This is a genomic window from Brucella sp. MAB-22, assembly GCF_025908475.1.
Lineage (GTDB): Bacteria > Pseudomonadota > Alphaproteobacteria > Rhizobiales > Rhizobiaceae > Brucella > Brucella anthropi.
Map to the genome: position 1 here is coordinate 2612255 of NZ_CP109782.1, position 24600 is coordinate 2636854.

Here is a 24600-nt window from a genome sequence, read left to right on the forward strand (position 1 = left end):
GAGAACCGGAGCAGAGTGTACTTAAGTACATGAGCACCGGAAGCGCAGAAAAACGCCATTTGCAGCAAGGCATGGCGACTTTTGGAACAGATACTATGATCGTGCTCGGATTAACTGGCTCCATCGGAATGGGGAAAACAACGGCGGCGAACATGTTCGCCGAAGCCGGTGTGCCGATCTATAGCGCCGACGACACCGTGCACCAGCTCTATTCCGGTCGCGCGGCCCCGCTGATCGAGGCTGCGTTTCCGGGCACTGTGGAAAACGGTGCGGTCAATCGGGAAAAACTTTCCGCTGCCGTCATCGGAAAGCCCGAAGCCCTGAAGAAACTGGAAGCCATCGTTCATCCGCTTGTGCGTGAGGAAGAAGAAGCCTTTCGCCGCACTGCCGAGCAAGCTGGCGCCGCTCTGGCACTGATCGATATTCCGCTGCTTTTCGAAACCGGCGGCGACAAGCGTGTGGACAAGATCGTGGTTGTCTCAGCCCCTGCCGAGATACAGCGCATTCGCGTGCTTGCGCGACCGGGCATGACGGAAGAAAAACTCGATGCCATTCTCGCCCGTCAGACGCCGGATGCCGAGAAGCGTGCGAGAGCCGATTTCATTATCGATACGAGCGGGAGTTTCGACAATCTACGCCGTCAGATTACCGAAATTGTTGCGGAATTGAGTGGAAAGCCGGCGGTCGCGACAGAATAATCGCGGGCGCTGTGTTACAGCTGTTCGGGATATTTTCGAGAGGTTCTTCAATGCGTGAAATCGTTTTCGATACGGAAACCACCGGTCTGGAAAGGCTCGAGGACCGTGTGATCGAAATCGGCGGCGTGGAACTGATCAACAAGTTTCCCACAGGCCGCACTTTCCATAAATACATCAACCCGCAGGGGCGTCAGGTTCATCCCGAAGCGCTCGCGGTCCACGGCATCAGCAATGAACAATTGCTGGACAAGCCGACATTCGCGGAAGTTCTGGACGAGTTTCTCGAATTTTTCGACGGGGCCAAGCTGGTGGCACACAATGCCATGTTCGACCTTGGCTTCATCAATGCTGAACTGGCAAGGCTCGGACAGGCTGAAATCCAGTCGGAGCGCATCATCGATACATTGGCGCTTGCCCGCCGCAAGCATCCGATGGGTCCGAACTCACTCGACGCCTTGTGCAAGCGCTACGGCATCGAGAATGGACACCGTACCCTGCACGGGGCATTGCTCGATTCCGAGATTTTGGCCGAAGTCTATATCGAACTGATCGGCGGCAAGCAGACAGCGCTTGGGCTCAACATGGGCGGCGCTGTCAGCGGCAACAATGCCGGAGAGAGCGGCGCTGCCATCGTTCTTGCCGCGCGCCCGAGGCCGCTTGCCCCACGCATTTCCGATGCGGAGCGCGCTGCTCACGCCGCACTTGTGGACAAGCTGGGCGAAAAAGCCATCTGGAAAAAGTACTGAGTAAGTCTCAGAAGCGGATATGAAAAAAGCCCGGCCAAAACCGGGCTTTTTTTGCAATTAGAGCATTTCCAGCAAAAGTGCGAAGCGGTTTTGCGTCGGATAATGCGTAAAAACAAAGAGATAAAGCGGTTCCACGACTCTGCTTTAACTGGAACCGCGCTATCGTCTGAAATGATCAGCTCTTTACAGCGGACTTGGCCTGTTCTTCGGCCATCCGCTGCTGGAACATCTGCGCGAAATCGATCGGGTCGATCATCAGCGGCGGGTAGCCACCGTTGCGCGTTGCGTCGGCAATGATCTGGCGAGCGAACGGGAACAGAAGACGCGGGCATTCGATGAACAGAAGCGGAAGCATGTGCTCCTGCGGGATGCCCTGAATGCGGAACACGCCGCCATAGACGAGCTCGGTGTTGAAAAGGACGTCCTTGCCGTCAACAGCCTTGGCTTCCAGCGTCAGCACAACGTCGAAATCCGTTTCGGAAAGCGGATTGGCATTTACGTTCACGTTGATGTTGATGGACGGTGCCTTCTCGCGCGGACGCAGCGACAGCGGCGCGCCCGGGCTTTCGAAGGACAGGTCCTTCACATACTGCGCCAGAATGTTGAGGGACGGCTCGGCCGTCGCGCCATTGCCGTTCTTTACTTCGCCCGCGGCCTTATCGCTCATTATCGGTATGCCTTCTATCGGTGATTAAAATTTTTGCGCTTCCAGCGCAGTCTACGCAGACTGCCCCGAAAGGTCGGAATGTTTGGCTAGCATGTGCGCGGGCATGAGGCAAGAAAGGCTTTTTAGGTTAGTATTTGCGTATTCATTGATCTTTACGGTCGTCTTTCCAAGGCGAGTTTTCATTCGGCCTGGTGGTATAATCCTCTGGATCGAGATCGATGACATGGTCCTGACGTGGATTTGAACCGGGACGCTGTTGCCCGTAGCCGTCCGAATAGCGCGCGGATGTCGCATCGACCATGCGGCCGCGCATGAATTTTTCCCACATGAAATCACGGATGAACGGAATGAACAGCAGAATGCCGATGGTGCTGCTGACAAAGCCGGGCACGATCAGCAGGATCGCCGCCAGAACCAGCATGGCGCCATGCACCATTTCGCGATCCGGCACGCGTCCGGCAGCCGTTTCGGTACGGATACGCTGCAAAAGCCCGATGCCCTGCACGCGCAGCAGAAAGAAACCCAGCATTGCGCTCAGAATAACGAGGCCCAAAGTCGCGAAAACGCCGATCTTGCTGCCGATAATGACGAAACCGGCAATTTCGATGAAAGGCATCGCCAGCATGACGAGAGGGGCGAGAGAGGAGGACACGTAAGTTACGACCTTTGTTGTTTGGTTTCAGCGTTTCAATTTAACCTGAATTGTAACTTTTTCAGGTTCGGAACGAAATTGAAACTGTCTGTCATGCAATATCAAATAGGTATGCATGATCGGGATTTGAATGATGACGTAAGCCGATCTATATGTATGAGATACAAACTAGGGATAAGGAAAGGCGAAATGCCTGATCCTTCAATCAGCGGCAGGCGGCATGGAATTTTTTGATTTTGGCACGATATTCTTCTTCATCGCAGCGGTGATCATCTTTCTCCAGCTGAGGAATGTTCTTGGCCGTCGTACCGGAAGTGAAAAACCGCCCTTCGATCCTTACACATCAGCCCGCAGTGCCGATGCTGCACCGGCAAGCGGTGAGACGGATAATGTCGTCTCTCTGCCACGTCGTCCGGGCGAAAAAGATTTCACCGCCATCGACAAGGCCGCTCCGGTCGGCACGCCGGTCAATGATGGCATGCGCGCGATTTACGCTGCCGATCCTTCGTTCGATCCGGCCGGTTTCGTGGAAGGCGTGAAGATCGCCTATGAAATGATTGTGATGTCCTTTGCCGATGGCGATCGCAAGGTTCTGAAAAATCTGCTTTCCAAGGATGTCTTCGAGGGCTTTGTTTCAGCTATCGACGACCGCGAAACCCGTGGCGAAAGTGTGCGTTCGTCCTTTGTGGGGATCGACAAGGCGGAAATCGCCGGTGCTGAGATGAAGGGGTCGGAAGCGCACGTAACGGTTAATATCGTCAGCCAGATGATTTCATCCACCTTTGACAAGGACGGCAAGCTGATCGACGGCGATCCGGAAAACGTGCTCGAGATCAAGGATCTCTGGACCTTTGCCCGCGACACACGATCGCGTGATCCAAATTGGAAGCTTGTCGCGACCGAAGCGGAAGATTAAGAGAAAACGTGTGAATCGGGCCGCTGATCCACCTCGGCGGCCTTTTTATTTGTGCATAGCTAGACGGATGCGGCGATGAACGACTTGGCGAGGATTTTGCGCCCGGTGGCTTTTTCCGATTGTCCGGGCTGGAACCGGGACGATCAGTCTGAAGCGTTCGCTGCGTTTCGCCGTTCCGCCGATTATGCAGCACACCAGACATACAAAAGCGGCAGTCTCGGCATCCGTTTCGAAGCGCTGGAGCCGATCTTTGTCGCTGCGCGCAGTCTCGACAATCCGGGTGTGGAAGAAGCGCGTGCTTTCTTCGAACAGAATTTCGTCCCCTGCCGGATTGTTCCCGATCAGGGAACAGGCTTTGTGACTGCATTCTATGAACCGGAGATCGAAGCCTCCCTTGAGGCCGACACCCGGTTCAATGTGCCCTTTCTGCGCCAGCCCGATGACCTCGTGAAAGTGACAGATGAAAGCCGTCCAATCGGCCTTGATCCATCCTTTGCCTTTGCGCGCCGGAGCGAGAACGGCCTTGCCGAATATGACGATCGACAGACAATCGAACGGGGAAGTCTTTCCGGGCGTGGGCTGGAAATCGCTTTCGTTGCCGACCGGGTCGATGCCTTTTTCGCGCATGTGCAAGGTGCCGCGCGCCTGAAACTGCGCGATGGCGGGTTGCTGCGCATTACATATGCAGCCAAATCCGGCCATCCGTTTACAGGCATCGGCCGCATTCTGGTTGCCAATGGCGAAATTCCGGCTTCAGAAATTTCCATGCAGTCGATCCGACGCTGGCTGGCCGAGCATCCGGATAAGGCTGACGATCTTATCTGGCAAAACCGATCCTACATTTTCTTCCGGGAAGCTTCTGTGGACGACCCGGATGCCGGACCTATTGCGGCTGCAAAAGTTCCGCTGACCGCCGGGCGTTCGCTTGCTGTCGATAAATTGCTTCACACATTCGGGACGCCGATCCATGTCAGCGCACCCAATGTCACGGTCTTTGACGGCGAACCCTTTGCACGCCTGATGATCGCGCAGGATACGGGAACGGCCATTGTCGGCCCTGCCCGCGGCGATCTGTTTGCGGGCTCTGGCGACACGGCAGGCGAGATCGCGGGCGGCGTGAGGGACGATGCAGACTTTTATGCGCTGGTGCCGCGCAGGCTTCTGGAGGCTTGAACGGGATGGCGCGCGACACCGACAAGCCGGAAAAAGACTATCTGCGGCCAGAAGACCGCATCCTGTGGGAGACGGTCGCGAAAACCGCAAAGCCGCTGATAAAGCCAAAGGCGAGTGAGGGCGAGCTTCCCGATTTCAAATCCCTGATGGCGGAAGAAGAAAAGCGTGCTGTGAAGCCGAAAGTTCAGCCTGCGGTGGAGGCGAGCAAACCGAAGAAGGGTTTGTCGGCGCTCAGCGAAATGCAGATTCAATCACTCGACAAGCCGACGCATCGAAAGATCGCCAAAGGTCGTGTCGATATTGAAGCCCGCATCGATCTGCACGGTCTCACGCAGGGAGAGGCGCACGGCCTGCTCTACGGATTTCTGGTCAGCGCACATGCACGTGGCCTGCGTCACGTCATGGTTATTACCGGCAAAGGCCGTTCATTCGGCAGCGAAGGGATTTTGCGACAGGCGGTGCCGCACTGGTTTTCCACACCGCTGTTCCGGCTTCTGGTGAGTGCCTATGAGGATGCGGCGCGTCATCATGGCGGGCATGGGGCTCTCTATGTAAGGCTTCGCCGCCAGACGCAAACCATGGCACAGCAAACCGTATTGCCCGGGGGGAGCAGACTGCGATGACGCCATTTGGAATACGCTTGCGCGAGTTGCGGGAAGAACGCGGTGTGACGCAGAAGGATATGGCGGCAGCGCTTCGCGTTTCACCGGCCTATCTGTCGGCGCTGGAACATGGCCGGCGCGGCCAGCCGACCTGGGACCTGCTTCAGCGCATCATCACCTATTTCAATATCATCTGGGACGAAGCGGAAGAGTTGCAGAACCTCGCCGCGGTGTCGCATCCGCGCGTGGTGATCGATACGTCGGGCCTCTCGCCGCAGGCAACAGAACTCGCCAATCTTCTGGCGCGCAATATCCGCATCATCGACCGCGAGACGATCAGGCATCTGAGTGAGGAAATAGAAGCGGCGCGAAAGCGCCGCCGCGGTATCAAGCCTGTTCAAGTTGATTAAAGCGCATCCCGAAAAGTGTGAAACGCCTACGCAGGGAAATCAGTCCACTGGACTGATTTCTGATCCTGCTTCGATCGGAAAAGATGCGCGTAGAAACAAATGATCAGAGCGCCGGTCTGATCCAATCAGATCGGCGCTCTAGTGGATTGAATTTGACGTTTGATACCCGTCCGATATGAATCCCGTTTCAAACGTCAAATTCGAAAAACCCACTAGAAAAGCGCTTTCAGCTCATCAAGCTTCGAATTGACCAGCCATCCATAGTAGTTTTCCTGCGGTAGCAAAGGTTCCTGACCGTCCGCCTTTCGCTTGGCGTTTTCGTTGGCAAGCGCTCGTGCGCGTGCTTCGGCGCCGCCCGTATTATAGAGCGTGGCGGTCAGGCCGGGATTCTTCGAAATGTCGAAGTCGGCGATTTGGCGGTAGGAGTTGATCGACTGTTTCAGCGTCGCCGCAATGTAGGGCAGCGTCAGATCGGGGTCCATGATCGTCTTGTAGACGACATTGCCGTCTTCTGCGTTGAGCTTGGGCAGACCGGAAACACGGTTCACCATGTCGGACATCTGCAATGCCGTCAGCGGATTGATCTGACCGAGGCCGAATGTCTGCCCGGCATAGAAGGGCTGGAAGAAGACCGCGCTGAAACGATTGTTGGGATAGGCGTTGCCACCGACAGATTTGCCGCGGAAGTTCTTATTCCAGACATTCTCGCGGCAGGACCATAGCGAATAGCTATCCTTATGTTTCAGGCAGTCGGCAAATTCCGGCCGCTTGATGAACTGGCCGATGCTTTCACCATTGTAGCCGAAGCTCACGCCCTGGTTCACATAGGACATGGCCTTGACGTAATAGGTCTGCAGCCGGTCATAGACGTCGACATTATAGGTGTGCTCGCCCACAATCGCGCCGACAATGTGAATTGGATCAATGCCATAGGCGGCTGCCGTTGAGCGGATCTTGGAACGCAGCGAGGCATCCTTTTTCAGGAGATTGTAGATCTTCTGATACTTCTTCTCGTACGTCGTGCTCAGCTCACGCGTGCGCTTGGCGGATGCGCCGGGAATTGGCGGCTGTTCTGCACTGCGATTACCCGGAGGCACGACCGTCGCTGCATAGGCGCTCTGGCTGGCAAGGCTGAGGGCCAGGACAAATCCAACAAAAATGCGTCGCGGCTTTGCGCCCATTGTTCTGATCATTGTGTGGAAACGGTCCTGATATGGTGAATATTCGGTAAAAGTTGCGGGGAAAATAAAAAACCCCCCGATGCAAGTCGAGGGGTTTTTGCAGTATTTGCGAAAGTGAACTCGCGCCGTGGCTTTATGGCCACTTTTACAAGATGAAGCGCGACAGATCGGTGTTCTTGGCAAGGCTGCCGATCTTGTCCTTTACATAGGCCGCGTCGATGACGAAAGTTGCGCCTGTCTTGTCAGGCGCGGTGTATGAAATCTCATCAAGAACACGTTCCATCACCGTCTGCAACCGGCGCGCACCGATGTTTTCAACCGTCGCATTGAGATCGACAGCGATATCGGCCAGAGCGTCGATGGCATCGTCGGTGATCTCCAGCTTCACCTCTTCCGTTTCCATCAATGCGATGTACTGCTTGATCAGGCTTGCCTCGGTCTCCGTCAGGATGCGGCGGAAATCTTCGCGTGTCAGCGCATTAAGCTCGACACGGATCGGCAGACGGCCCTGCAGTTCCGGCAGAAGATCGGACGGCTTGGATACGTGAAACGCACCGGATGCGATGAACAACACGTGGTCGGTCTTCACCGGCCCGTATTTGGTCGCAACGGTCGTGCCTTCGACCAGCGGCAGCAGATCGCGCTGCACGCCTTCGCGCGACACACCGGCACCCATACCACCTTCCCGCGATGCGATCTTGTCGATCTCATCGATGAACACAATGCCTTCGTCTTCGGTGACGCGAAGCGCTTCCTGAACGATCTGGTCCTGATCCAGAAGCTTGTCGGATTCATCGTTGATCAGGATCGGATAGGAATCCTTCACCGTGGTCTTGCGCGTCTTGGTGCGCCCGCCCATGGCCTTGCCCAGCATGTCGGACAGGTTCATGACACCGATATTGGCGCCCGGCATGCCCGGAATTTCAAAGCTTGGGCCGGAGCCGGTATCGGCGACCTCGATTTCGATTTCCTTGTCGTCCATTTCGCCATTGCGCAGCTTCTTGCGGAAACTGTCACGCGTGGCGGGGCTGGCGGTCTTGCCGACCAGTGCATCCAGCACGCGTTCTTCCGCATTGAGATGCGCCTTTGCCTTCACATCGTCGCGACGCTTTTCACGGACGAGCGTGATGGCAACTTCGACGAGATCGCGGACGATCTGCTCGACGTCACGGCCGACATAGCCGACTTCGGTGAACTTGGTTGCTTCCACCTTGACGAAAGGTGCACCGGCCAGCTTTGCGAGGCGGCGGGAAATTTCTGTCTTGCCGACGCCGGTCGGTCCGATCATCAGGATGTTTTTCGGCATCACCTCTTCGCGCATCTGGCCTTCGAGCTGCTGGCGGCGCCAGCGATTGCGAAGGGCGATAGCGACCGCGCGCTTGGCGTCGTTCTGGCCGATGATGAAGCGGTCGAGTTCGGAGACGATTTCACGGGGAGAGAAATTACTCATAATTATAACCCACTTTGCCACTGCTTGATGAACTCGAACGGATGCAGCAGCATGATCACGTTGAGCGTAAGATTGTCGCGAATGACGATCAGCGCCAGAACTTCAAAGGACAGCGCGATGGCGACGGTTATTTTCGTTGGCAGTTTGGCTGCGATCAGAAAGCCGATCAGGGCGGCAACCGTGTCGGCAACCGAATTCACGATGCTGTCGCCGAAATAGTCCACCGAGGACGTATTGGCGCGATAGCGTTCGATGATGAAGTTCGAATTCTCGACCAGTTCCCATACGGCTTCGATGCCGACCGCAGCTGCAAGTCTCAAGCCGAGCGGGGCTTTGGGTGCGATGACCGTGAACAGCCAGTAGAACAGAAAGCCATGGATGATATGCGACAGCGTATACCAGTCGGATATATGCTGCGAATTTTCGGTCATCAGCGAACCCGACCATAATTTTATGGTCCCGCATTCGCACATGGCGATCCGCCCGTCGAAGTAAAGCCAGGAGGCTTGCACTGCGAGTATGGCGAGAACGATCAGGGCGCCCAGGCCCCAGCGTTGCGCACTCGGTTTTGAGGCCTGCGCGAGCGAACTCATTCTGCGTCCAGGCTTTCCACGATGATATTGTGGTTGGTGTAAATGCAGATATCGGCGGCGATATCCATCGCTTTGCGTGCGATTTCTTCGGCTGATTTGTCCGTATCGACCAATGCGCGGGCAGCGGCCAGCGCATAATTGCCGCCCGAACCGATGGCCATGACACCATGTTCGGGTTCAAGCACGTCGCCGGTACCGGTCAGCGCCAGCGTTACCTTGCTGTCGGCAACCAGCATCATGGCTTCCAGCTTGCGCAGATAGCGGTCGGTGCGCCAGTCCTTGGCGAGTTCGACCGAAGCGCGCATGAGCTGGTCGGGATATTGCTCCAGCTTCGCTTCGAGGCGTTCCAGCAAGGTGAAGGCGTCTGCGGTGGCTCCGGCAAAACCGGCAATCACATTGCCCTTGCCGATGCGGCGAACTTTTCGCGCATTGCCCTTCATGACGGTATTGCCGAGCGAAACCTGTCCGTCGCCGGCGATAACGACCTTGTTACCCTTGCGCACGGTGACGATGGTCGTGCCGTAAATTGTCGTGGGATGATGTTCGATCATGGATGCTCCTTTGGCGGCACATGCAATCCCGGAAGGCAATTGCAGGTGCCCCTTCATCTATTGGAGAAACAGGCTCCGTCAGCCATTGGCGGATGAATCGTGCTTCGATGAGAATATTTAAGAACGTACGGACGAATTGCAAATGCCGAATTGCAGCTTGCCAAACCGGCAAAAGGAATTGGCAAACTGGGCAAGCTGTTCTAGAACGCCTCCAAGCTATTGAATGAGGAAAGCTTATGACTGCAGAAAGCACCCGCAAGGCAAGCATCGAGCGCTCGACCAAGGAAACGAGCATTGCCGTTTCCGTCGATCTGGACGGCGTTGGCAAGTTCGACATTACCACCGGTGTCGGCTTCTTCGATCACATGCTGGAGCAGCTTTCCCGACATTCGCTCATCGATATGCGTGTCATGGCCAAGGGCGACCTGCATATTGACGATCACCACACGGTCGAGGACACCGGCATTGCGCTCGGTCAGGCCATTGCCAAAGCATTGGGCGAGCGCCGCGGTATCGTGCGCTATGCCTCGATGGACCTGGCCATGGACGATACGCTGACCGGCGCTGCCGTCGATGTATCCGGGCGCGCCTTTCTGGTCTGGAACGTCAATTTCACGACATCCAAGATCGGCACGTTCGATACCGAGCTGGTGCGCGAATTCTTCCAGGCTTTCGCGATGAATGCAGGCATCACACTCCACATCAACAATCATTATGGTGCCAACAACCACCATATTGCGGAATCGATCTTCAAGGCGGTGGCCAGGGTTCTGCGCACGGCGCTCGAAACCGATCCGCGCCAGAAGGATGCAATTCCCTCCACCAAGGGTTCGTTAAAGGGATAGGTCCCGAACGGAAGGACAGGTCATGGCGCAATATGTCGTTCTGGAACCGAGGGATAGTAAAGCAATTTCAGGAAAAGTGGACACCGGTTTTCCGTCCGAAATTGCGACTGAAAAAAGCGCTGAAAAGGCCGTCTTCGTGCGCGACGGATTCCATGTACTGGCGCTGGTCTTGCCCTTCGTCTGGCTTCTGATCCAGCGTCTGTGGTTTGAAGCTTTTGCTGTTCTGGGCATCACAATCCTGCTCGGACTTGTCGGAGCTTACTTTGGCATCGCCGATGCGGTTCCGCTTCTGACCCTGCTGGTATCGCTGTTTGTGGCGCTGGAAGGTGTCAACTGGAAGATCGCCAAGCTCAGGCGTCAGGGTTTTGTCGAAAAAGCGGTCATTGATGCCTCCGATCTGGAAGAAGCAGAGATCCGCTATTTCTACAGCCTCGAAGATGCGGCCCGGCCAGCAACCTCTCTTGCGGACAAGCCTGCTCCGGAATGGGCGCAGCAGCCCCCTCGTCCCACCTATTCCTCATTTGGCTCGACGATCGGGTTTGTCGGCCATCGCGGAGAAAACTGAAAATGCGTGTTGCAATCATCGATTACGGCTCCGGCAATTTGCGCTCGGCCACCAAGGCTTTTGAGCGCGCGGCGCACGAGAGCGGTATCGCGGCAGAAATAGAACTGACGGCGGATGCCGATCGCGTGGCGACGGCTGACCGTATCGTGCTTCCGGGCGTTGGCGCCTACGCCGATTGCCGTCGCGGCCTCCATGCCGTTCCGGGCATGGTGGAAGCGCTGGAAGATGTCGTTCTGAAAAAGGCACACCCCTTCCTTGGCATTTGTGTCGGCATGCAGCTCATGTCGGAGCGCGGCCTTGAAAAGGAAGTGACCGAGGGCCTTGGCTGGATTGCGGGCGATGTGCGTGAAATGACACCGTCCGATCCTTCGCTGAAAATTCCGCAGATCGGCTGGAACAGGATTCACGTGAAACATTCTCACCCGGTCTTCGAAGGTATCGAGACCGGCGAGAACGGCTTGCACGCCTATTTCGTGCATTCCTATATGTTCGATGCGAAGAACAAGGCTGACGTGCTGGCCGTTACTGAATATGGCGGCGATGTCACTGCGACGGTTGGCCGCGACAATATGGTGGGAACCCAGTTCCATCCTGAAAAGAGCCAGCTGCTCGGCCTTTCGCTCATTGCCAATTTCCTGAAATGGAAGCCCTGACATTATGATCCTTTTTCCCGCTATCGATTTGAAAGACGGTCAATGCGTGCGCCTGAAGCTCGGCGACATGGATCAGGCCACCGTCTATAATGAAGACCCGGCTGCACAGGCCAAAGCCTTTGAGGATCAGGGCTTTGAATGGCTGCATGTGGTTGATCTCAACGGTGCCTTTGCTGGCGAAAGCGTCAACGGCAAGGCTGTGGAAGCGATCCTCAAAGCCACGAAAAATCCGGTGCAGCTCGGGGGCGGTATCCGCACGCTCCAGCATATCGAGAACTGGCTTTCCAAGGGATTGCGCCGCGTCATTCTTGGTACGGTCGCCGTGCGCGATCCGGCATTGGTGATAGAGGCCTGCAAGGCATTTCCGGGTCAGGTTGCTGTCGGCATCGATGCCAAGGGCGGCTATGTCGCCGTTGAAGGCTGGGCAGAAGCGTCTGAACTGGGCGTGATCGAACTCGCGAAAAAGTTTGAAGGCGCAGGCGTTGCCGCCATCATCTATACCGACATCGACCGCGACGGCGTTCTGGCTGGCATCAACTGGGATTCGACGCTCGGCCTGGCAGATAGCGTTTCCATCCCGGTGATCGCATCGGGCGGCCTCGCCTCGATGGATGACATCAAACGTCTTGCCGCTCCTGATGCCCACAAGCTGGAAGGCGCGATTTCCGGTCGCGCGCTTTACGATGGCCGCATCGATCCGGCAGAAGCATTATCCCTGTTGAGGGCCGCAGCATGACTTTGAAAGCGAGAGTGATACCCTGCCTCGATGTGAAGGATGGCCGCGTCGTCAAAGGCGTGAACTTCGTCGATCTGATCGATGCGGGTGATCCGGTGGAAGCTGCCCGCGCCTATGATGCGGCGGGCGCAGACGAACTGTGCTTCCTCGACATCACGGCGTCTTCGGACAATCGCGAGACAATTTTCGATGTGGTGGCCCGGACGGCAGAACAGTGCTTCATGCCGCTGACTGTCGGCGGTGGCGTGCGTCAGGTCGCCGACATTCGCAAGTTGCTGCTGGCCGGTGCCGACAAGGTTTCGATCAACACGGCTGCGGTGAAGAACCCGGAATTTGTCGCCGAAGCTGCTGACAAATTCGGTGACCAGTGCATCGTGGTTGCCATCGACGCCAAGAAGGTTTCGGACGAAGGCGAAGCCGACCGTTGGGAAATCTTCACCCATGGTGGCCGCCAGACAACCGGCATCGACGCGGTGGAGTTTGCGCAGAAGGTGGTAAGCCTCGGCGCTGGTGAAATCCTGCTGACCTCGATGGATCGCGACGGAACCAAGGCTGGTTACGATGTGGCACTGACGCGAGCCGTGGCTGACAGCGTGCGCGTTCCGGTAATCGCTTCGGGTGGTGTCGGCAATCTGGATCACATGGTTGCGGGCATTCGTGACGGTCACGCGACGGCAGTTCTCGCAGCATCCATCTTCCACTTCGGCACCTATACGATTGGCGAAGCCAAGCGCTATATGGCCGAGGCTGGCATCCCGATGCGGCTCGATCCGGTCCGTTAAAGAGTAAGATTTAAGGAAATCCGATGACTGAGTTCACACTTTCCGACCTTGAACGCATCGTCGCGGAGCGTGCCGGCATGATGGACGGCTCGTCTTATACTGCAAGCCTTGTTGCCAAGGGACAGACACGGGCCGCGAAAAAGCTCGGTGAAGAAGCCGTGGAAACGGTCATTGCCGCCGTTGAGGGCAACCGCGCGGACGTGGTCACCGAAAGCGCTGATTTACTTTATCATCTGCTGGTGGTTCTCAAGATTGCGGATGTGCCGCTCAATGAGGTTCTTGCAGAATTGCAGCGTCGCACGGCGCAGACTGGCCTTGAGGAAAAGGCCGGTCGTCCGAAAGCATAAATGCAAAGCGAATTGAAAGCTGCTAGTGCAGAATTGGCGTTGAGGGAGAGCAGCGACAATATGTGGGAAAAAGTGGACCAGCTAACGCCGTCGCGTTACTCGCCTTACCGTTTCTTTTCGGCTGAGGAATGGGCGGGATTTCGCGCCGACACGCCGCTCACTTTGACGTATGATGAGGTCAAGCGACTGCGCTCGCTGGGCGATCCTATCGATCTCGATGAGGTGCGGCGCATCTATTTGTCGCTGTCGCGATTGCTGTCGGCGCATGTGGAGGCAAGCCAGCTTCTGTTTGAGCAGCGCAAGCAGTTCCTCAATATGGAAGAGTCGTTCAAGACGCCTTTCATCATCGGCATTGCAGGCTCTGTTGCGGTTGGGAAATCCACGACTGCGCGTATCCTGAAAGAGCTTCTTGCACGCTGGCCGTCGAGCCCGAAGGTCGATCTGGTGACGACCGACGGTTTTCTATACCCCAATGCGGTCCTGCGCGAGCAGAACATGATGGAGCGCAAGGGTTTTCCCGAAAGCTACGATGTCGGTGCGGTCTTGCGCTTTCTGTCAGCGATCAAGGCAGGCATGAGCCAGGTGCGTGCGCCGCTCTATTCGCATCTGAGCTACGACGTATTGCCGGGCGAATATCAGATCGTCGACAAGCCGGATATTCTGATCTTTGAAGGCATCAATGTGCTGCAGGTGCGCGATCTGCCGGAAGACGGCAAGATGGTGCCCTTCGTCTCCGATTTCTTCGACTTCTCGATCTATATCGATGCGGAATCGCAGCTGATCCACAAATGGTATATCGACCGCTTCATGCGGCTGCGGGAGACTGCTTTCGTCAATCCGGAATCCTTCTTCCATCGCTATTCGCAGCTTTCGGAAGATGCGGCGCGTTCGATTGGCGAAGGACTGTGGAACAATATCAACCTGAAGAATCTCAAGGATAATATCCTGCCGACGCGCCCGCGCGCCGATCTGATCCTGCGCAAGGGCAGCGATCACCTGATCGAGGAAGTGGCGCTGAGAAAAATCTAGAGCATTTCCAGCAAAAGTGCGAAGCGGTTTTGCATAGGATAATACGACGAAACAAGTACTTAGATATGAAAAAGGGCCGGTTATCCGGCCCTTTTTGTCTTTTGGTGATTGCAGTAGGTCAGGCCGTGCAGTCGCGCATGAAGCGCTGCAGATAATCATCGAAAACAGCTGGTGTCTCGCGGAAGGGCGCATGCCCTGCCCCGTCGATGACATGGGTTTTACCTTCCCAGAGATTGCCGAAACGGACTTTCGAGACGAAATCAAGTTCAACAAACGGCTCGTCGCGACCGTTGACGACTGCAATCGGGAGCCTTGCTTCGGCAACAATATCGCGCTGGTTGCCGCCGGTTCCGGCTGCAAATTTTTCGAACATGATGCGCCGCGCGCGCCCATCCGTGCGGGCGACAATCTCAAGCAACTGGTCTTCGAACGGTTCGCCGCAGGTACTACGCGCATAGGATTCGACATTGCGGTCGGAAAAGACTTCCTGCCCGGCAAGTGCCATATCCGGACCGCTCTTGAATCCTTGCCCAACTTCCTCACGCGCTACAGGCGGCGTGCCGGTAATCATCAGGCCGCGCATGCCGGGAAAGCGTGAAATCATCTCGATGCCGATATGGCCGCCAAGCGACCAGCCGAAAACGACTGTATCCGAAATGCCGAGCTTCGCCAGCACTTCCGTCATCGCGTCGGCATAGCCTTCCATGGAATAGCTGCGATCCGGATCAAGGGCGTCGCCGGACTGGCCATGCCCCGGCAAATCTGGCGCGATCACCCCCCAGTTTCTACCGATTTCGCCCTCAAGCTGGGGCGCAAAGATGGCGCCTGCGCTGGAGTTGCCATGGATCATCAGCAAGGGCGTTCCGTTACCCCTGCTTTCACGGATGGCAATGCGACCGTGGCTGGTCTCGATTTCATGGGATTTCATGGTCTCGCGTTTCCCTGTGTGGAGTCTTTTGGGATCAGTCGTAAGAAACCTTGCCGCGGCCCTTCTTGATGTCGGATCGTCCGGACTTGGCCTTGAGGCGGCGTTCGACGGAGCCTTTTGTGGGCCTGGTCTTCTTGCGTGGCGGCGGTGGTGGTTCGGCAGCTTTGGCAATAAGCGCGATCAGCCGTTCGCGCGCGTCCTCGCGGTTGCGCTCCTGGGTGCGGAAACGATTGGCCTCGATCAGAATATCGCCGTCCTTGGTACCTTTCTGTCCGGCAAGCTTGAAGAGCCGTGACAGGATATCTTCCGGCAGGACTGCTCTCACGGCATGAAAGCGCAGCTGTACGGCAGTCGAAACCTTGTTGACGTTCTGACCGCCCGGCCCGGAGGCACGAATGAAGCTCTCCTCCAGATCGTCTTCACGGATCGTCAGGCGATTGGTAATGCGGATGATGTTCCGGTTCTCTTCCATGACGAGGAGATATACCGCTTTGTATCCCTTATACAAAAGAAAAACCCGGCCTTTCAGCCGGGCTCTCCCTCCTCCTCAGGATGGTAAAAGCATGTCTCCAAAAAGTGGGAACCGGTTTTTGGATAAAGACATACGTAGAAAAAGCTATTCCGCAGCGATACGGATCGCCGGGGCCGCGTCCTTTACCTCGTGATCGACATGGCTTTCGAATTTTTCGAAATTCGTGACGAACATGTCGACAAGCTTCCTGGCCTGCGCGTCATAGGCAGCCTTGTCGGCCCAGGTCGAGCGCGGATCGAGAATGGACGTGTCCACACCCGGTACGTCGACCGGAACCGCGAAGCCGAAATTCGGATCGATGCGGAATTCGGCATCGTTCAGCGAACCGTCAAGCGCGGCGGCGAGCAGAGCGCGGGTTGCCTTGATCGGCATACGCTTGCCAACGCCGTAAGCACCACCCGTCCAGCCGGTATTGACCAGCCAGCAATCGACCTTGTGCTCGGCGATCAGCTTGCGCAGCAGGTTACCGTATTCCGACGGATGGCGCGGCATGAACGGTGCGCCGAAGCAGGTCGAGAAGGTCGCTTCCGGTTCGGTCACGCCCTTTTCGGTACCGGCGACCTTGGCCGTGTAGCCGGACAGGAAGTGGTACATGGCCTGTGCTGGCGTCAGCTTGGCAATCGGAGGCATTACGCCGAAGGCATCGGCAGTGAGCATGATGATGTTCTTCGGCTGGCCGCCCTTACCCGACTTCGATGCATTCGGGATGAAATCGAGCGGATAGGCGCAGCGGGTGTTTTCCGTCAGCGAGCCGTCGTCGAAATCCGGCTGGCGGTTCTCATCGAGAACGACATTTTCCAGCACCGTGCCGAAACGCTGCGTCGTCGCGTAGATTTCCGGCTCCGCTTCGGCGGACAGACGAATGGTCTTGGCATAGCAGCCGCCTTCGAAGTTGAAGATGCCATGCTCGCCCCAGCCATGCTCGTCGTCGCCGATCAGCGTACGGGTCGGATCTGCCGAAAGCGTGGTCTTGCCGGTGCCGGACAGGCCGAAGAAGACGGCGGTGTCGCCGTTCGGGCCTTCATTGGCCGAGCAGTGCATCGGCATCACACCCTTCGCAGGCAGGATGTAGTTGAGTGCGGTGAAAACCGACTTCTTCATTTCACCGGCATAGGAGGTGCCGCCGATCAGCACGATCTTGCGGGTCAGGTCGACCGCAATCACCGTTTCGGTGCGCACGCCATAGCGTTCCGGATCCGCCTTGAAGGATGGCAGGTCGATAATCGTCATTTCCGGCACGTAGGAAGCGAGCGCTTCCTGTTCCGGACGGATCAGAAGATTGCGAATGAACAGCGAATGCCAGGCATATTCGGTGATGACGCGAGCATTGATCTTGTTGTCGGCATCAGCGCCGCCGATCAGGTCCTGAACGAAAAGCTCCTTGCCCTTCGCATGGTCGATGAAATCGGCATAGAGCAGCTCGAAGGCCTCGCGGCTCATCGGCTTGTTGTTGTCCCACCAGACATGATCTTCCGTGTCGGCATCGCGCACGACGAACTTGTCTTTCGGCGAACGGCCCGTGTGTTGTCCGGTGCGTGCGACAAGCGCACCCTGCGCCGACAGTTCGGCTTCGCCCCGGCGAACGGTTTCCTCATAAAGCCGGGCGGCCCCAAGGTTGTAAAAGACTGCGGAGATTTCCTTCAGTCCTGAAGTGGCAATGGAAGCGGCCGTGTTGTGAATGCCGGTCTCTCTCATGATGTCTCCGCCATATGGTTTGACAATTGATCGGTCTCTTTCGCGCCTACCAGATTGATCGCGAAACTGAGGATGGCAGTCAGAAACAGATTAATCGTGGCAATTCAAATATTTAATCGATTTAAAATTTTTGAAATTTTTTTAAATCGTTTAATCTATGCGTTATGAGCTGTGAGTTTCGGCGAATGGAGGTCGGGCTGGCATTAACCAAAGCGCGATTCGGAGAGCGTCGTTTCGCGGCTTCTTCCGGTGCTGCCACATTTTGTACCTAATTTGTACTGCACAAGCAGGCACATTATACTAGTATCGATGTGTAATAAGGCGCTCGATCTATAACCCGCCAGTCTCTGGCGGCTGAAAGACGTCACCAGCCGGATATTCCGGTTGGCTTAGTTGAAGGAGAAAGGTTCGCATGAAGGAAGCCTCGGCAACGCAGACAATTGCGCTGGTCGACGACGACCGCAACATCCTGACCTCCGTGTCCATCGCGCTGGAATCGGAAGGCTATCGGGTCGAAACCTACACCGATGGCGCGTCCGCGCTGGACGGTCTGATGGCGCGTCCGCCCAATCTTGCGATCTTCGATATCAAGATGCCGCGCATGGACGGTATGGAGCTTCTGCGCCGTCTGCGCCAGAAATCCGACCTCCCCGTCATCTTCCTCACGTCCAAGGACGACGAGATCGACGAGCTTTTCGGCCTCAAAATGGGCGCGGATGATTTCATCACCAAGCCGTTCTCCCAGCGCCTTCTGGTCGAGCGCGTCAAGGCGGTGCTTCGCCGGGTTGCCGCACGCGACGGCACGGCCAAGCCGACCGGGCAGCAGGCCAAATCGCTTGAGCGCGGCCAGCTGGTCATGGATCAGGAGCGTCACACCTGCACCTGGAAGGGCGAGCCGGTAACGCTGACGGTCACTGAGTTCCTGATTCTTCATTCGTTGGCACAGCGTCCGGGCGTCGTGAAAAGCCGTGACGCCCTCATGGATGCGGCCTATGATGAGCAGGTCTATGTGGATGACCGTACCATCGACAGCCATATCAAGCGCCTGCGCAAGAAGTTCAAGGCGGTTGACGACGATTTCGAAATGATCGAAACGCTCTATGGCGTCGGCTATCGCTTCCGCGAGGCTTGATAGATAATTACATATCGCCAGTCCGTGAGGTCTGGCGGTAGTTTAATGAGAGCAGACAGAGCGACATGGTCGCAGAAACCGGGAACGACGGCCTTATCGGCCAGAAATCGGATTTGCGCGAACGCAGGGCCCGGCGGCAGCGCTCGGTGTTCTGGCGTCGCTTCTTTGCGCCTCTGCGCAAGTTTCTTGGCCAATATCTGTTCTCGAGTCTGACGCGCCGTATCCTGTTTCTCAATCTGGCGGCGCTGGCGGTTCTTGTTTCCGGCATTCTCTACATGAATCAGTTCCGTGAGGGGCTGATTGATGCAAAGATTGAAAGCCTGCTGACGCAAGGCAAGATCATTGCAGGCGCCATCTCGGCTTCGGCGACCATCGATACCAATTCTTTGATGATCGACCCGGAAAAGCTTCTGGAGCTTCAGGCCGGGCAAAGCCTGACGCCATCACCGGATTCGCCCGACAATTGGGAATTTCCGATCAATCCGGAAAAAGTTTCTCCCTTGCTGCGCCGGTTGATTTCGCCGACGAGCACGCGGGCGCGCATCTATGATCGCTACGCCAATATGTTGCTCGATTCGCGCGCACTCTATTCTCCAAGCTTCCCTTCGGCGGGGCCTGTACTTCGCTACGACCTGCCGCCGATCGAGGAAGAGACACCGACCATCTGGGAACGGGCCGGGACGTGGATTTCGCATCTGTTCTATGGTGGAGGCCTGCCGGTCTATCAGGAACAGCCGGGCGGTAACGGCCTTGCCTATCCGGAAATCGTCAAGGCGCTGGCCGGTTCGCCGCAAACAGCGCAGCGACGCAATGAAAAGGGCGAGCTGGTCGTCTCGGTTGCCGTCCCGATCCAGCGCTCGCGTGCAATATTGGGTGTACTCCTGCTCTCCACCGAAGGCGACGATATCGACAAGATCGTGCAGGGTGAGCGCATGGCGGTTTTCCGCGTGTTCGGCGTCGTTTCTCTGGTCATGGTCATTCTGTCGCTTTTCCTCGCATCGACGATTGCAAGCCCGCTGCGCAAGCTTTCTGCTGCGGCAGACCGCGTTCGCCATGGTGTGAAGAGCCGTGTGGAAATTCCCGATTTCTCCGAACGTCAGGATGAGGTCGGCCATCTTTCCACGTCGATCCGCGAAATGACCGATTCGCTCTATACCCGTATCGAAGCCATCGAAAGCTTTGCCGCCGATGTCAGCCACGAGTTGAAGAACCCCCTCACCTCGCTGCGCAGCGCTGTCGAAACCCTGCCGCTCGCCAAGACCGAAGAATCGCGCAAGCGGCTTCTCGATATCATCCAGCACGACGTTCGCCGCCTCGACCGCCTGATTACCGATATTTCCGACGCTTCGCGTCTCGATGCGGAACTTGCGCGCGAACATATCGACCGCGTCGACATGAAGACGCTTCTGACCAATCTCGTAACGGCAGCGCGCGAAGTGCGCCGCAACAAGGTCGGAACGGAAATCGTCTTCGATACCGGCAAACTGCCTGCCGGAAAGAAGGGTTTCTATGTTGCCGGTCACGATCTGCGTCTCGGTCAGGTGGTGAGCAATCTGATTGAAAATGCCCGTTCTTTCGTGCCGGACGATACAGGCCGCATCGTCGTGTCGCTGAGTGGCGAAGGCAGTCGCTTGCGCGTGCTTGTCGAGGATAATGGTCCAGGCATTCCGATCGAGAATATCGAGCGCATTTTCGAGCGATTCTATACGGACCGTCCGGCCTCGGAGGCTTTCGGCCAGAATTCCGGCCTCGGCCTTTCGATCAGCCGCCAGATCATAGAAGCGCATGGCGGCACGCTGACTGCAGAGAATATTGTCGATCCGGCAAGGCCCGACCAGTTCAAGGGTGCGCGCTTCATTGTCGACCTGCCTGCAAGCCCATGACGCCTGAAGAGGAAAAAAGCGGGCTTCATGCGACCACGCTTCAGGTTCAAGGCCGTGGTGTCATGATCATGGGGCGTTCCGGCGCGGGCAAGACCGAACTCGCGCTGACACTTGTGGAAAGAGCCCTCCTTCGTGGAGAGGTTGCTTCACTGGTCGCTGACGACCGCACATTGCTTCATGTGGAAAGCAGCAGGCTGATCGCCAGCGTTCCAGCCGCCCTTGCTGGTGGCGTGGAGATTCGCGGCGCGGGGCTTTTTAAGGTCGCTTTTGCGGAGGCCGCTCCGCTTTATCTCGTCGTCCGGCTTGTGGATCGTGACGAGGCTGAACGCTATCCGAGCGTTGAAATGTGGGAATTCGAGGGCATCTCACTGCCCCGACTTCTTTTGCCGGCTTTGTCGTCGAATGGCGATTCCAACGCGCTTTCGCGGGCCATCGAAGCCACCTTGTTCTATGAAAAATGGCCCTCCTCCGAGAGCTGAAACAAGCTTCGTTACGAATCGGCTAATATTTCACAGCGCTGCGGCATTTTGCTTTTTTAGTGGCAGCGTGGAAATTTTTCACTTGCTATCAAGATTTGCGCTGCCAAGATGCACAACTCGCCGGCGCTTTTCCGGCGTGGTTTCAGTGCCATCTGACACTCTGGCGGGGTGATGCGGCGGGCACGCGACGGGAGCTTTTATAGTATGATCGGACTCGTGCTTGTCACGCACGGAAGGTTGGCCGAAGAGTTTTTGCATGCTGTTGAGCATGTAGTCGGGCCGCAAGACAATTTCGAGACCGTTTGCATCGGTGCCGAAGACGATATGGAACAGCGTCGGCGGGATATCGTTGATGCGGTGGAACGCGCCGATAATGGCAGCGGGGTCATCATCCTGACCGATATGTTCGGTGGTACACCGTCCAATCTCGCCATTTCCGTCATGAAGGAAGGCAAGGTCGAAGTCATCGCAGGTGTCAATCTGCCGATGCTTATCAAGCTGTCGAGCGTCCGCATCGGGGGCGACATCAAGACAGCCCTGCGTGAGGCGCAGGATGCGGGGCGCAAATATATCAATGTTGCGAGCCAGGTCCTGACAGGAAAGTAATTCATGCACTCCAGCGTGCCCGTTACCGGTGAATACGAACCCGAAACTGCAGTTTCCCGATCCTTCGAGATCGTCAACAAGCGCGGACTTCATGCCCGCGCTTCGGCCAAGTTCGTGCAACTGGTCGATGGTTACAATGCGCATGTCCGCGTGAGCAAGGACGGCATAACCGTTGGCGGCACGTCGATCATGGGGCTGATGATGCTCGCCGCGTCACCCGGCTGCTGCATCGACGTCAGTGCCTCCGGTGAACAGGCCGATGCCGTGTTGGAAGCCTTGCAGACACTCATCGCCGACAAGTTCGGCGAAGAATGCTGAAGAACAAGACTGTGGCCGCCGTGGGAGATCTCAACGATCCGGTGGCCGTTTTTGATGCAGGGATCGGCAGCTATGCTCTGGTTGAACTGATCAGGCGCAGCCAGCCGCAGCGCGACATCATCTATTTTGCTGATCGGGCCAGTTTCCCCTATGGCGCCAAAAGCCGCGATCAGCTGCTTTCCATCATGCGCAGCACGATCCAATACCTCACAAGCCTTGGCGCTCAAACAATTGTCCTTGCTTCCAATGCGCCCTCGGTCATGGTCCTCGACACATTGAAAAGCGAGTTTGCCGTACCGGTTTACGGCGTAGCGCCGCCGGTACGCACTGCCCTTGCGATGAGCCACAGCGGCAAGGTTGCCGTTATGGGTGTGCGTTCGATGATCGAGAGCGAAGAACTTGCAGATTTTGTCCGAACACAGGCCGATAACCCAGGCGATGTCGCTCTGATCAATGCGTCTGCGATGGTGGAGCTGGTGGAAAATGGCGCTTTTCTTCGGCAACCGGACGAGACCGCGCAAAAGGTCGCCGCATTCTGCGATGACATTGCTGCGAGCCACCCTCATATCGACACGCTGACACTTTCCAGCACCCATCTGCCATGGCTCAGACCGTTTTTCGAAACGGCCCGTCCCGGCTGGCAGTTTCTTGATCCGGCGGATGACGTGATCGCTGCACTCCCGCAACCCGAAGGCGGCTCTGGTCGCACGGTTGCCCTTGTCACGGAAAGCGAAACCTATCCCGTTGCCGAGTTTCGCCACATGCTCGAAATATTGCAGGTCGACCTTCCTTTGACGGTCATCGACCCCGTATTCGACAAACCTATCTGATATGCACGTATAAAGATTTCTTTATATTGCGTTGTGCTTCTGGCGGCGATCTGCTAGTCAAGGCGGCAGCCGGAGCGCTTTCCCGTGTGGAAAGCCGCCCCATATTGGAATGCAATCCCGGCCGCTGATTACATCTTTATCGAGCTGGAACTGCCTTTTATTGGAGCACGCGATGACCGCAAGCCAAGATTTTGTCGTCAAGGATCTTAGCCTGGCCGATTGGGGCCGCAAGGAACTCGATATCGCAGAAACCGAAATGCCGGGCCTGATGGCTGCCCGCGAGGAATTCGGCAAGTCGCAGCCGCTGAAGGGCGCACGCATTTCCGGATCGCTGCATATGACGATCCAGACCGCCGTCCTGATCGAAACCCTGCAGGCGCTGGGCGCTGAGGTCCGCTGGGCCTCCTGCAACATCTTCTCGACGCAGGATCATGCGGCTGCCGCGATTGCCGCAACCGGCACGCCGGTTTTCGCCATCAAGGGCGAAACGCTTGAAGAATACTGGACCTATACGGACCAGATCTTCCAGTGGCCGGACGGCGAACCGTCCAATATGATCCTCGACGATGGCGGCGACGCCACCATGTACATCCTCATCGGCGCGCGCGCCGAAGCAGGCGAGGACGTTCTGTCGAATCCCGGTTCGGAAGAAGAGGAAGTGCTTTTCGCGCAGATCAAGAAGCGTATGGCTGCAACGCCGGGCTTCTTCACGCGCCAGCGCGACGCCATCAAGGGCGTGACGGAAGAAACCACCACCGGCGTCAACCGTCTTTACCAGCTGCAGAAGAAGGGCCTCCTGCCCTTCCCGGCCATCAACGTCAATGACAGCGTCACCAAGTCGAAATTCGACAACAAGTACGGCTGCAAGGAATCGCTCGTCGACGGCATTCGTCGCGGCACCGATGTCATGATGGCTGGCAAGGTTGCCGTCGTGTGCGGTTATGGCGATGTCGGCAAAGGCTCCGCCCAGTCGCTCGCTGGCGCAGGCGCACGCGTGAAGGTTACCGAAGTCGATCCGATCTGCGCACTTCAGGCTGCAATGGATGGTTTCGAAGTCGTAACCCTCGACGATGCCGCTTCCACAGCCGATATCATCGTGACCACGACCGGCAACAAGGACGTGATCACCATCGACCATATGCGCAAGTTCAAGGACATGGCGATCGTCGGTAATATCGGTCACTTCGACAATGAAATTCAGGTGGCGGCACTCCGCAACCTGAAATGGACCAACGTGAAGCCGCAGGTCGATCTGATCGAATTCCCGGACGGCAAGCGCATCATCCTGCTTTCCGAAGGTCGTCTGCTCAATCTGGGCAATGCAACCGGCCATCCGAGCTTCGTCATGTCGGCTTCGTTCACCAATCAGGTTCTGGGCCAGATCGAGCTCTTTACCCGCACCGACGCTTACAAGAATGAAGTCTATGTGCTGCCGAAACATCTCGACGAGAAGGTCGCGCGCCTGCATCTCGACAAGCTCGGCGCCAAGCTGACTGTGCTTTCCGAGGAACAGGCTGCCTATATCGGCGTCACTCCACAGGGCCCGTTCAAGTCGGAACACTACAGGTATTAACCATACGTTAAGCATTGCACTACATGTT

Annotated in this window: 29 protein-coding genes; 20 read left to right on the forward strand and 9 right to left on the reverse strand. The window is 56.7% G+C overall.

The window, feature by feature from the left end; translation table 11 throughout:
* Nucleotides 1-95 precede the first annotated feature (95 nt).
* Together coaE and dnaQ are read left to right on the forward strand one after the other, a co-directional pair.
* A complete protein-coding gene (gene coaE, locus OHI65_RS22135; protein ID WP_040130036.1) occupies nucleotides 96-698 on the forward strand; it encodes a dephospho-CoA kinase in 603 nt (200 codons plus the stop codon).
* Between the two features lie 50 nt (nucleotides 699-748).
* Nucleotides 749-1444: a DNA polymerase III subunit epsilon gene (dnaQ, locus tag OHI65_RS22140; RefSeq protein WP_125300415.1), complete on the forward strand. Its 696-nt coding sequence runs from the start codon at nucleotides 749-751 to the stop codon at nucleotides 1442-1444.
* 175 nt (nucleotides 1445-1619) lie between these two features.
* Here dnaQ and secB read toward each other — a convergent pair whose 3' ends face one another.
* Entirely contained in the window at nucleotides 1620-2111 is a 492-nt protein-coding gene (gene secB / locus OHI65_RS22145) for a protein-export chaperone SecB (RefSeq protein ID WP_010657658.1), read from the reverse strand.
* Nucleotides 2112-2253: 142 nt separating this feature from the next.
* Complete coding sequence (locus OHI65_RS22150) at nucleotides 2254-2763, reverse strand: FxsA family protein (protein WP_125300416.1); 510 nt, start codon at nucleotides 2761-2763, stop codon at nucleotides 2254-2256.
* Between the two features lie 220 nt (nucleotides 2764-2983).
* Between OHI65_RS22150 and OHI65_RS22155 the strand changes: the two genes are divergently transcribed.
* The 4 genes from OHI65_RS22155 (at nucleotide 2984) to OHI65_RS22170 (ending at nucleotide 5864) form a co-directional block, all read left to right on the forward strand.
* A complete protein-coding gene (locus OHI65_RS22155) occupies nucleotides 2984-3679 on the forward strand; it encodes a Tim44/TimA family putative adaptor protein (protein WP_010657660.1) in 696 nt (231 codons plus the stop codon).
* A gap of 75 nt (nucleotides 3680-3754) precedes the next feature.
* On the forward strand, nucleotides 3755-4852 hold the full coding sequence (locus OHI65_RS22160; RefSeq protein WP_125300417.1) for a murein transglycosylase A: 1098 nt from the start codon (nucleotides 3755-3757) through the stop codon (nucleotides 4850-4852).
* Between the two features lie 5 nt (nucleotides 4853-4857).
* Nucleotides 4858-5475 carry a Smr/MutS family protein gene (locus tag OHI65_RS22165; protein WP_125300418.1) on the forward strand — a complete coding sequence of 206 codons (618 nt, stop codon included), beginning with the start codon at nucleotides 4858-4860 and terminating at the stop codon, nucleotides 5473-5475.
* Nucleotides 5472-5864 (forward strand): helix-turn-helix transcriptional regulator, encoded by a 393-nt coding sequence (locus OHI65_RS22170; RefSeq protein ID WP_010657663.1) that lies wholly within the window; start codon nucleotides 5472-5474, stop codon nucleotides 5862-5864. Before OHI65_RS22165 ends, OHI65_RS22170 begins: the two co-directional genes overlap by 4 nt.
* A 212-nt stretch (nucleotides 5865-6076) precedes the next feature.
* Here the strand turns inward: OHI65_RS22170 and OHI65_RS22175 are convergent, their stop codons facing one another.
* The 4 genes from OHI65_RS22175 to hslV all read right to left on the reverse strand — a co-directional run bounded on the left by OHI65_RS22175 (nucleotide 6077) and on the right by hslV (nucleotide 9639).
* On the reverse strand, nucleotides 6077-7057 hold the full coding sequence (locus OHI65_RS22175; RefSeq protein ID WP_373418735.1) for a DUF1402 family protein: 981 nt from the start codon (nucleotides 7055-7057) through the stop codon (nucleotides 6077-6079).
* Nucleotides 7058-7190: 133 nt separating this feature from the next.
* Complete coding sequence (gene hslU, locus OHI65_RS22180; RefSeq protein WP_010657665.1) at nucleotides 7191-8495, reverse strand: ATP-dependent protease ATPase subunit HslU; 1305 nt, start codon at nucleotides 8493-8495, stop codon at nucleotides 7191-7193.
* A gap of 2 nt (nucleotides 8496-8497) precedes the next feature.
* On the reverse strand, nucleotides 8498-9088 hold the full coding sequence (locus OHI65_RS22185) for a DUF2585 domain-containing protein (RefSeq protein WP_125300419.1): 591 nt from the start codon (nucleotides 9086-9088) through the stop codon (nucleotides 8498-8500).
* On the reverse strand, nucleotides 9085-9639 hold the full coding sequence (hslV, locus tag OHI65_RS22190; RefSeq protein WP_010657667.1) for an ATP-dependent protease subunit HslV: 555 nt from the start codon (nucleotides 9637-9639) through the stop codon (nucleotides 9085-9087). The genes OHI65_RS22185 and hslV overlap by 4 nt, the downstream gene beginning before the upstream one ends.
* A 236-nt stretch (nucleotides 9640-9875) precedes the next feature.
* Here hslV and hisB point away from each other — a divergent pair, with 236 nt between their 5' ends.
* The 7 genes from hisB to coaA are packed head-to-tail and all read left to right on the forward strand — an operon-like array spanning nucleotide 9876 to nucleotide 14596.
* Nucleotides 9876-10484 (forward strand): imidazoleglycerol-phosphate dehydratase HisB, encoded by a 609-nt coding sequence (hisB, locus tag OHI65_RS22195; RefSeq protein WP_012091061.1) that lies wholly within the window; start codon nucleotides 9876-9878, stop codon nucleotides 10482-10484.
* 22 nt (nucleotides 10485-10506) lie between these two features.
* The gene (locus OHI65_RS22200) at nucleotides 10507-11049 is read left to right on the forward strand and encodes a DUF2628 domain-containing protein (protein ID WP_125300420.1); all 543 of its coding nucleotides are present in this window, start codon (nucleotides 10507-10509) and stop codon (nucleotides 11047-11049) included.
* Nucleotides 11050-11051: 2 nt separating this feature from the next.
* Nucleotides 11052-11702, forward strand: coding sequence for an imidazole glycerol phosphate synthase subunit HisH (hisH, locus tag OHI65_RS22205; RefSeq protein WP_125300421.1), 651 nt, complete (start codon nucleotides 11052-11054; stop codon nucleotides 11700-11702).
* A gap of 4 nt (nucleotides 11703-11706) precedes the next feature.
* Entirely contained in the window at nucleotides 11707-12438 is a 732-nt protein-coding gene (gene hisA / locus OHI65_RS22210; protein WP_094514521.1) for a 1-(5-phosphoribosyl)-5-[(5-phosphoribosylamino)methylideneamino]imidazole-4-carboxamide isomerase, read from the forward strand.
* A complete protein-coding gene (gene hisF, locus OHI65_RS22215) occupies nucleotides 12435-13220 on the forward strand; it encodes an imidazole glycerol phosphate synthase subunit HisF (RefSeq protein ID WP_125300422.1) in 786 nt (261 codons plus the stop codon). Before hisA ends, hisF begins: the two co-directional genes overlap by 4 nt.
* Before the next feature lie 23 nt (nucleotides 13221-13243).
* Complete coding sequence (locus tag OHI65_RS22220; protein ID WP_125300423.1) at nucleotides 13244-13567, forward strand: phosphoribosyl-ATP diphosphatase; 324 nt, start codon at nucleotides 13244-13246, stop codon at nucleotides 13565-13567.
* Between the two features lie 60 nt (nucleotides 13568-13627).
* Nucleotides 13628-14596 (forward strand): type I pantothenate kinase, encoded by a 969-nt coding sequence (gene coaA, locus OHI65_RS22225; protein WP_010657674.1) that lies wholly within the window; start codon nucleotides 13628-13630, stop codon nucleotides 14594-14596.
* 118 nt (nucleotides 14597-14714) lie between these two features.
* Here the strand turns inward: coaA and OHI65_RS22230 are convergent, their stop codons facing one another.
* The 3 genes from OHI65_RS22230 to OHI65_RS22240 all read right to left on the reverse strand — a co-directional run bounded on the left by OHI65_RS22230 (nucleotide 14715) and on the right by OHI65_RS22240 (nucleotide 17751).
* The gene (locus OHI65_RS22230; protein WP_264358812.1) at nucleotides 14715-15524 is read right to left on the reverse strand and encodes an alpha/beta fold hydrolase; all 810 of its coding nucleotides are present in this window, start codon (nucleotides 15522-15524) and stop codon (nucleotides 14715-14717) included.
* Nucleotides 15525-15558: 34 nt separating this feature from the next.
* A complete protein-coding gene (gene arfB, locus OHI65_RS22235) occupies nucleotides 15559-15996 on the reverse strand; it encodes an alternative ribosome rescue aminoacyl-tRNA hydrolase ArfB (RefSeq protein ID WP_264358813.1) in 438 nt (145 codons plus the stop codon).
* Between the two features lie 144 nt (nucleotides 15997-16140).
* Entirely contained in the window at nucleotides 16141-17751 is a 1611-nt protein-coding gene (locus OHI65_RS22240) for a phosphoenolpyruvate carboxykinase (RefSeq protein ID WP_125300424.1), read from the reverse strand.
* Nucleotides 17752-18163: 412 nt separating this feature from the next.
* Here OHI65_RS22240 and OHI65_RS22245 point away from each other — a divergent pair, with 412 nt between their 5' ends.
* From OHI65_RS22245 to ahcY, 7 genes are all read left to right on the forward strand, one after another.
* Entirely contained in the window at nucleotides 18164-18883 is a 720-nt protein-coding gene (locus tag OHI65_RS22245) for a response regulator transcription factor (RefSeq protein WP_006468074.1), read from the forward strand.
* Between the two features lie 65 nt (nucleotides 18884-18948).
* Complete coding sequence (locus tag OHI65_RS22250; protein WP_010657678.1) at nucleotides 18949-20766, forward strand: stimulus-sensing domain-containing protein; 1818 nt, start codon at nucleotides 18949-18951, stop codon at nucleotides 20764-20766.
* Nucleotides 20763-21245 carry an HPr kinase/phosphorylase gene (locus OHI65_RS22255; protein WP_125300425.1) on the forward strand — a complete coding sequence of 161 codons (483 nt, stop codon included), beginning with the start codon at nucleotides 20763-20765 and terminating at the stop codon, nucleotides 21243-21245. Before OHI65_RS22250 ends, OHI65_RS22255 begins: the two co-directional genes overlap by 4 nt.
* A 204-nt stretch (nucleotides 21246-21449) precedes the next feature.
* On the forward strand, nucleotides 21450-21851 hold the full coding sequence (locus OHI65_RS22260; RefSeq protein ID WP_006472522.1) for a PTS sugar transporter subunit IIA: 402 nt from the start codon (nucleotides 21450-21452) through the stop codon (nucleotides 21849-21851).
* A 3-nt stretch (nucleotides 21852-21854) separates the two neighbouring features.
* A complete protein-coding gene (locus tag OHI65_RS22265) occupies nucleotides 21855-22169 on the forward strand; it encodes an HPr family phosphocarrier protein (RefSeq protein WP_125300426.1) in 315 nt (104 codons plus the stop codon).
* Nucleotides 22163-22999: a glutamate racemase gene (locus OHI65_RS22270; RefSeq protein ID WP_125300427.1), complete on the forward strand. Its 837-nt coding sequence runs from the start codon at nucleotides 22163-22165 to the stop codon at nucleotides 22997-22999. Before OHI65_RS22265 ends, OHI65_RS22270 begins: the two co-directional genes overlap by 7 nt.
* A 172-nt stretch (nucleotides 23000-23171) precedes the next feature.
* On the forward strand, nucleotides 23172-24572 hold the full coding sequence (ahcY, locus tag OHI65_RS22275) for an adenosylhomocysteinase (protein WP_012091050.1): 1401 nt from the start codon (nucleotides 23172-23174) through the stop codon (nucleotides 24570-24572).
* The last annotated feature ends 28 nt before the right edge of the window (nucleotides 24573-24600 follow it).